This is a genomic window from Streptomyces sp. MBT65, from assembly GCF_016612545.1.
Taxonomy (GTDB): domain Bacteria; phylum Actinomycetota; class Actinomycetes; order Streptomycetales; family Streptomycetaceae; genus Streptomyces.
Map to the genome: position 1 here is coordinate 1 of NZ_JAENRY010000528.1, position 4,416 is coordinate 4,416.

At 67.8% G+C, this 4,416-nt stretch carries 3 protein-coding genes and 1 pseudogene; 1 reads left to right on the forward strand and 3 read right to left on the reverse strand.

What is annotated here, in order from left to right:
* Positions 1 to 296 precede the first annotated feature (296 nt).
* Positions 297 to 752 (forward strand): phosphotransferase, encoded by a 456-nt coding sequence (locus tag JHN63_RS49715; protein WP_200691730.1) that lies wholly within the window; start codon positions 297 to 299, stop codon positions 750 to 752.
* A 174-nt stretch (positions 753 to 926) separates the two neighbouring features.
* On the opposite strand, the gene JHN63_RS49720 is transcribed toward JHN63_RS49715, so the two are convergent.
* The 3 genes and pseudogenes from JHN63_RS49720 to JHN63_RS49730 form a co-directional block, all read right to left on the reverse strand.
* Positions 927 to 2,591 (reverse strand): long-chain fatty acid--CoA ligase, encoded by a 1,665-nt coding sequence (locus JHN63_RS49720; protein ID WP_200691731.1) that lies wholly within the window; start codon positions 2,589 to 2,591, stop codon positions 927 to 929.
* A 130-nt stretch (positions 2,592 to 2,721) separates the two neighbouring features.
* Positions 2,722 to 3,450, reverse strand: a pseudogene (locus tag JHN63_RS49725) (AMP-binding protein); the annotation flags it as partial.
* Positions 3,451 to 3,620: 170 nt separating this feature from the next.
* Positions 3,621 to 4,202, reverse strand: coding sequence for a SigE family RNA polymerase sigma factor (locus JHN63_RS49730; RefSeq protein ID WP_200691732.1), 582 nt, complete (start codon positions 4,200 to 4,202; stop codon positions 3,621 to 3,623).
* Between the last annotated feature and the right edge of the window lie 214 nt (positions 4,203 to 4,416).

Here is a 4,416-nt window from a genome sequence, read left to right on the forward strand (position 1 = left end):
GCCCGACCCCCTACACTCCCCGCCGTGGTGACCATGAGAATGCAATGGGATGACCTGCCCGCCGCAACCCGAGAGGCCGTCGAGGCCCGCACCGGCCCTATCTACGCAACAGCCACCGCCGACAAGGGACTCAACAGCGAGGTTGCCGCCACCCTCGACACCCGCGCCGGCCGCGTCTTCGTCAAGGGGATGAACACCGATCACCCTCGCGCGTGGACACAGAACCGCGAGGCCACGATCAACCCTTCCGTGGCTCCCCTCGCCCCCCGCCTGCTCTGGAGGATCAACGACGGCACTTGGGATCTGCTCGGTTTCGAGCATGTCGAGGGTCGGCCCGCGGACTACCGAAGCACATCGAGCAGCGGCTCGCCGAGTACATCGACGACCCCGACGACGCCGACCTACTGCGCGGCGAAACCCTGCTGCATACCGATTGGCACCCCGACAACGTGCTCATCAGCAACAACGCCGCCCGCGTCGTCGACTGGGCATGGCCGACGCGCGGCGCGGCATGGATCGACGCCGCCTGTTGGGTCGTCTGGCTCACCTCTGCCGGCCACAGCCCTGCGGACGCCGAGCAGTGGGCCGCCAAGACGCCCGCATGGTCCACCGCGCCCCGGCGGACCCTCGACGTCTTCGCGACCGCCCAAGAGCGGCTGTGGGCTGGTATCGCCGCAGACGCGCCCGACGTCGTATGGATTCAAGACGTTGCCGCAGCAGCCGCACGCTGGACCGCCTACCGTCGGCCGTAACAAGAGGCACCCATGTCTGACCCGCTCTTTCCCGCGCACGAGCTACTAACCCCCTGACGGCCGCGCCGCCCCCGTTCCCCCGCGGGGGCGGCGCGGTCCGCAACACACGCGACCCCGGCACCGTGACCACAGGTGCCGGGGTCGCTTGCTGCTCCTACCGCGTATCGCCGCCGGTCAGAGCTGTTCGACCTTCAACGCGCCCTCTGCGAAGCGTCCGCGCAACGTCTTCTTGTCGAACTTCCCAACGCTCGTCTTGGGTACCTCGGCGATCACGGCCCATCGCTCGGGCAGCTGCCACCGTGCGATGCCGTTCGAGGCGAGGTGTTCACGAAGGGCGGAGAAGTCAGCCGCAGCGCCGTCCCGGAGTACCACGGTCGCCAACGGCCGTTCCCCCCACTTCTCATCCGGCACGGCCACGACGGCGGCCTCGGCAACGTCGGGGTGGGACATGAGGGCGTTTTCAAGCTCGACCGACGAAATCCACTCGCCGCCCGACTTGATGACGTCCTTTGCCCGGTCGGTGAGGGTCAGGTATCCGTCCGGGCTGATCGTCCCGACGTCGCCGGTCTTCAGCCAACCGTCCTCGCTGAACTTGTCAGCCGGCCGCGTGGCCTCGCCGTCGACTCCGCCGAAGTACGCGCCGGCGATCCACGGTCCGCGCACTTCCAGCTCACCGGCCGACGCGCCATCCCAGGGAAGTTCATCGCCGCCCGGACCGATGAGGCGTCCCTCGACGCCCGCCGGGAACCGGCCCTGCGTGAGCCGATAGGCGAACTCCTCCTCGGAGCCGGGCGCCACCTTGCCCGGCGGCCTCCCTACCGTGCCCAATGGCGACGTCTCGGTCATGCCCCAAGCGTGGACGATCCGCATTCCGAGATCGTCGAATGCCTTCATCAGGGCGGGAGGACAAGCGGAACCGCCGATCGTTACCTGTGTCAGCGTGCTGACGTCGCGCGGATTCGCCTTCAACTCGGCAAGCAAACCTTGCCAAATGGTGGGCACGGCCGCAGCGTACGTAGGACGCTCACGCTCGATCATTTCGGCGATCGGGCCCGGCTGCAAGAACCGGTCCGGCATCAGCATATTCACGCCGGTCATGAAAGCTGCGTGCGGCAAGCCCCAAGAGTTGCAATGGAATTGGGGCACGATCACAAGCGCAAGGTCCGCGTCCGTCAGACCCATGGACTGAGTCATGTTGACCTGCATGGAGTGCAGGTAGATGGACCGATGCGAGTAGGCGACACCCTTCGGTTCCCCAGTGGTCCCGGACGTGTAGCAGAGCGAGGCCGCGCGCCGCTCGTCCAACTCCGGCCAGTCATAGACCGTGGGGTGCCCGGCGAGCAATTCCTCGTACTCGTGCACCTGCACGCCGGAAGCTGCGGCCAACGCCGCTCGGGCGTCGTCCGCCATCGCGCCGGAAACGACCACGTGCTCAAGCCGTGGCAGGTTCGGAAGGAGCGGGAGCAGCAACCCGACCAATGAGCCATTGACCACGATCACCTTGTCGCCTGCGTGGTGCGCAACGTAAGTCAGCTGCCCAGTCGGAAGCCGCAGATTCAGCGTGTGGAGCACTGCCCCCATGGACGGGACGGCAAAGTACGCCTCGACGTGCTCAGCGTTATTCCACATGAGGGTTCCCGTAACGTCACCCTCGCCGACGCCCAACTCACGGAGTCCGTGAGCGAGCTGTGCGGCACGCGCGCCAATCTCGGCGAACGTGCGCCGCTGCGGTTCCCCGGACCCTGTCCAGGTGGTGACCGTCGATGAACCGTGGACGCGTACGCCGTGCCGCAGGATGCGGCTCACGATCAGCGGGGCGTCCTGCATGGTGCTAAACATGGCGACCTCCCGCGAGCACGCGACCGGCACCGCTCTTGCCACAGGCGGCGCGGTGCGCCACGGAGGAACGATCGGTCGGTGGGGGCGGTGAGCAGGTCAAACGGCCTCGCCGCTCCCCTCCCCCTTTGCGCGCACTGACGTGAAATTGGGGCACGACCACCAGGGACGTGTCCTGGTCCGTGAGCCCCATCGACTGAGTCATGTTGACCTGCATGGAGTGCAGATAGATCGAACGGTGGCTGAACACCACACCCTTGGGGTCGCCCGTGGTCCCGGAGGTGTAGCACATCGCGGCACCCTGGCGTTCGTCCAGCTCGGGCCAGTCGTACGACGTCGGCTTGTCCGCGATCAGTTCCTCGTACTCGTGCACGCGCGCGTGGCCGCCTTCGAGGGGCGTACGGTCGCCGGGCCCGGAGACGACGATGTGCTCGATCGTCGGCAGCTTGGGCAGCAGGGGCGCGAGCAGCGGGATCAGCGAACCGTTGACGATCACCACCCGGTCCGCCGCGTGGTTGACGATCCACGCCAACTGCTCCGGCGGAAGGCGGAGGTTGAGGGTGTGCAGCACCGCGCCCATGGCGGGGATCGCGAAGTAGGCCTCGACGTGAACGGCGTTGTTCCACATGAAGGTCGCGGTTCGCTCGCCGTCGACCACGCCCAGGTCCTCGCGCAGGGCGTGCGCCAACTGGGCCGCGCGGGCACCGATCTCCGCGAAGGAACGGCGCTCCGGCTCTCCCTCACCGGTCCAGCTGATCACCTGCGATGTTCCATGGACCGTCGACCCGTGGGTCAGGATCCTGGAGATCAGCAGCGGTACGTCCTGCATGGTGCTCAGCACGGCGTCCTCCCGAGGCGACATTGCCTGCGCGGTAGTTGGGGTTGCGCTGATTCTGCGCACATACCGCACGGTATGTCACTAGGAACGGGCGATCGATCTCCTCAGACTGCCACGAGCGGTACGGACTGGTGCCACGAGCGGTACGGACTGGTGCCACGAGCGGTAGGGACTGGTGCCACGAGCGGTACGGACTATCGGGCGAGAACCAGCTCCGGGTCCTCCCGCAGCTTCCCCAGCGCCCGCGACACCGCCGACTTCACCGTGCCCACGGACACCCCGAGCACCTCGGCCGTCTGGACCTCGCTGAGATCCTCGTAGTACCTGAGGACGACCATCGCCCGCTGCCGCTCCGGCAGCTTGGCGATCGCCCGCCACATCGCGTCGTGCAGGGCCTGCTGCTCGGCCGGGTCCTCCGCGCCGCCGACCGTCTCCGGCTCGGGCAGCTCGTCGCACGCGAACTCGTCGACCTTCCGCTTGCGCCACTGCGAGGTCCGCGTGTTCAGCAGCGCCCGGCGGACATAGCCGTCCAGCGCCCGGTGGTCCTCGATCCGCTCCCAGGCCACATACGTCTTGGTCAGCGCGGTCTGCAACAGGTCCTCCGCGTCGCACGCGTTCGCGGTCAGCGAGCGCGCGGTGCGCAGCAGCACGGGTTGCCTGGCCCTCATGTACGAGGAGAAGGAGGGGTACGTGAGGGTCTGCGTACCCCGTACTGCGGGCCGAGTGGCGGCCCGTGCGGTGGCGTTCGACGCGCTGGTGCAGACTGCTGTGGTCATGGCTCCACGCTATGAGCGACCCCCACTCCCGCGGATCGGCCGCAGGTCCCGAAGCGGGCTCCGCCTCAGGTTGTAGGGGTGGGGCTGGCTCCACCTCCTGAAGGTGGACGTGGGGATGACATGTACTGCGGGTTTACCCCTGGGGCTCATCCCTCGGTGGTGAGCACCAGCCCGGACGTCGGCACCCCCGTCCCCGCCGTCACCAGCACCCGCC

What these genes read in the sequence shown, in the direction of transcription:
- JHN63_RS49730 (WP_200691732.1), bottom strand. Translation starts at nt 4,202, where the DNA reads ATGACCACAGCAGTCTGCACCAGCGCGTCGAACGCCACCGCACGGGCC.
- JHN63_RS49720 (WP_200691731.1), bottom strand. Translation starts at nt 2,591, where the DNA reads ATGTTTAGCACCATGCAGGACGCCCCGCTGATCGTGAGCCGCATCCTG.